The sequence below is a fragment of the Acinetobacter sp. UBA2063 genome (assembly GCF_002333245.1).
In the GTDB taxonomy this organism is placed as follows: Bacteria; Pseudomonadota; Gammaproteobacteria; order Pseudomonadales; family Moraxellaceae; genus Acinetobacter; species Acinetobacter parvus.
The window spans coordinates 1-3,065 of the sequence record NZ_DDAH01000100.1 but is presented as its reverse complement, the minus strand read 5'-3'; the positions used below and the strand labels follow the sequence as shown (position 1 = coordinate 3,065).

The window sequence follows — 3,065 nt, the reverse complement described above, 5'->3', positions numbered from 1 at the left end:
TATTCATTAAATAAAAATAAATCAATTTTTCTTATTTTATGATTGACCTAAAATAGCTGCATAGTCGCTTGATATTGAGAAAGAGATGAAAAAGCCGTTTTATCAGCTACAACAGAACACCGATGTGATTCGCCATTTTACCCCGAATTGGTTTACTGCAACCATGGGAACGGGTGTGGTGGCGATGATTTTAGCACAGCTGCCTTTTGCCTCATCTGTTTTGTTTATGCTTGCGACCAAATTATGGCAGTTTAATATTCTGTTATTTAGCACTTTTAGTGTGCTCTATATCTTACGCTGGATTTTATTCCCAACCGAAGCAAAGCAGATTTTTAGTCATCCGAATATGAGCTTATTCCTCGGTGCGATTCCGATGGGCTTAGCGACGATTGCCAATGGTTTTCTCATTTTTGGTACGCATTTATATGGTGATATTGCCATCCAGATAGCGACCTATCTCTGGTATCTGGATGTGTTTCTGGCAGTGGTGATTGCATGGGTGGTGCCATTTTGTATGTTTAGCTGCCAAGATCATCAATTACAACGGATGACTGCGGTATGGTTACTCCCGATCGTGGCCTGTGAAGTTGCGGCTAGCTCTGCGGGGCTGCTATTACAGCATTTAGCAGCAGATCAGCATGCGTTAACCATCTTGATCACAGGCTATGTGTTGTGGGGCATTTCTGTCTTACCTGCTTTTGCGATCTTAACGATTTTGATGTTACGTTTGGCTTTGCACCAGTTACCTGAAAAAGAGGTGGCGATTTCTAGCTGGTTATGTTTAGGGCCAATTGGGACAGGTGCCTTGGCGTTATTATTACTGGGTGAACAAGCGCCACGAATCATGCAGGCGATAGGTTTCGAAGGTTTAGCGACATTACTGCCAGCCTTGGGTATTGTGGCAAGTTTAGTGTTATTAGGTTTTGGCTTATGGTGGTTTGGGATTGCGATTTTGACCACACTGCGTCATATGCGTACAGGCATTCCATTTAACTTGGGTTGGTGGGGACTGACTTTCCCATTCGGTGTGTTTATTTTGGCGATCTTTAACTTGGCGCATCAGTTACATATCGACTTCTTACAGTATGCGGCTGTGGTTTTAAGTCTGTTGTTGGTGGGTTTGTGGGCATTGGTGATGAAGAAAACGCTGGCAGGAGCGTACAGCGGTCAATTATTTTTCTCCCCATGTTTGGTCGCCTTACAGCAGAAGATGCAATAATATCAAGGTGTGCTTTAGCACACCTTTTTTGTGTCTCTATTTTGATTTGAACGAGTCTTTTTTATGAATGCTGATATTGCTCTGATTATGGCCTTACCGAATGAATCTAAAGGTTTGTTTGAACAAGTAGGTATTGACGTTCATTACAGTGGAATCGGCAAAATTAATGCAGCATTCAAGGCATTTGAGGTGATTCAAAAGACGGGATGCAAAACGCTGATCAATTTAGGCAGTGCAGGCAGTTCGCACTTCGATGCACATAGTCTGGTTGAGGTGATTACTTTTGTACAACGGGACATGGATGTGTCACCACTGGGTTTTGCCGTGGGCGTGACCCCAATGGATGAGGACATTCCTGCCGAAATCCATGTTCAGCCGCATTTTGAACATTTACCTAAAGGGATCTGTGGTACAGGTGACTCCTTTGAAACAGGACAGCCAAAAGTATCCTGTAATCTGGTGGACATGGAAGCCTATGCCCTCGCCAAAGTGTGCCAGAAGCTTGGGGTGCGTTTGATTTCAGTCAAATATATTACAGATGGTGCCAATGATACGGCTCATTTAGATTGGGAAGAGAATCTGCTGCTTGGCGCACAAAAATTATTGGCGTTGTATCAGGCGCATTTTTAAATAAAAAAGCCTATCTGCTGAGATAGGCCTGATCAATGCTTTCTGGTTTTAACGTGGCAATACACCATATAGCATCAAGTGTACCGTATGCTCAATGGTGCGTTGATACATACTGCGGTTGCGCAGGGTCTTGCCTGTGACCATTTCCATTTGAGTAGAAAAATCCGCATAATTTTGGGTGATTGCCCAAATATTGATAATTAATAATTCTGCATCAATTTCTTTGGATAATTTGCCTTGTTCCTGCCAAGTCTCAATCACTTTGGTTTTGCGTTTAAACAGCTTTTTCAATGGACCTTTTAAAATCGGTAAAATATGTGGTGCACCCTGAATGATTTCCAATGCAAATAAACGAGAAGCTTTTGGCTGATCTTTTGAACTTTCGATTTTTTGCATCAAATAATGAGTTAAGGCCTCAGTTGGCTCAAGCTCGACTTCCAATATCTGTAAGGGTGCCAACCACTTTTGCATTACGGTGGTGAGCACTTCAACATACAGTGACTCTTTGTTTTCATAATAATAAAAGATATTGGATTTATGCATATTTGCCAGTTGGGCAATTTCATCCAGACTTGCACCACTAAATCCATAGACGGAAAAAACATCCAGGGCAGCATTCAGCAGTTGATTGCGCTTTTGTGTACTCTTTTTCTGTTCCATCTGCGAGCTTGATTCAAAAAATGTCATTGACATTGTAAGATAAATTGGCGGATTTGTGCAAAATAACCGTATTTTTTATCGAAAAAGCAGGGATTGCCAGACCAGTAGTCACGATGTACTTGATAATTATTGAAATCTAAAATGGGTAAGACATATTTTGTAAATAATTCCTCAGTCATTGCGAGAAATTGTCGAGTGGTTGTTGTTCTTGAAATGTGGTTTTTGAGATGGGTAAAAGCGGTTTTAGGTGGCTAAAACCGCATTAAGGACCTGTTGTTCCAACTGGGCAAAGGCAATGCTTTTTTTGCGTGGACGTGGAAGATTGACCTGGAAATTATGCGCAATATGCCCCTGATCCAGCAGAATAATTCGGTCAGCAAGCTGTACTGCTTCACTGACATCATGTGTCACCAGAATTGCGGTAAAGCCCTGTTCTTTCCAGAGGCGTTCAATCAGGTTCTGCATTTCCAGACGGGTAAGTGCGTCCAGTGCGCCAAGTGGTTCATCCAGCAACAGGATACGCGGTGCATGTGACAATGCCCGAGCCAGTGCGGCA

General features: G+C 42.4%; 3 protein-coding genes and 1 pseudogene. 2 read left to right on the top strand and 2 right to left on the bottom strand.

Annotated elements, in window-relative coordinates; translation table 11 throughout:
* Nucleotides 1-85: 85 nt before the first annotated feature.
* Together B4H32_RS04490 and B4H32_RS04485 are read left to right on the top strand one after the other, a co-directional pair.
* Entirely contained in the window at nucleotides 86-1,219 is a 1,134-nt protein-coding gene (locus B4H32_RS04490) for a TDT family transporter (protein WP_004680188.1), read from the top strand.
* A gap of 63 nt (nucleotides 1,220-1,282) precedes the next feature.
* The gene (locus tag B4H32_RS04485; protein WP_004680187.1) at nucleotides 1,283-1,849 is read left to right on the top strand and encodes a 5'-nucleosidase; all 567 of its coding nucleotides are present in this window, start codon (nucleotides 1,283-1,285) and stop codon (nucleotides 1,847-1,849) included.
* A gap of 48 nt (nucleotides 1,850-1,897) precedes the next feature.
* On the opposite strand, the gene B4H32_RS04480 is transcribed toward B4H32_RS04485, so the two are convergent.
* Both B4H32_RS04480 and ssuB read right to left on the bottom strand, forming a co-directional pair.
* Nucleotides 1,898-2,509: a TetR/AcrR family transcriptional regulator gene (locus B4H32_RS04480; RefSeq protein ID WP_026040037.1), complete on the bottom strand. Its 612-nt coding sequence runs from the start codon at nucleotides 2,507-2,509 to the stop codon at nucleotides 1,898-1,900.
* A gap of 243 nt (nucleotides 2,510-2,752) precedes the next feature.
* Nucleotides 2,753-3,065 (bottom strand): annotated as a pseudogene (ssuB, locus tag B4H32_RS04475) (aliphatic sulfonate ABC transporter ATP-binding protein); the annotation flags it as partial.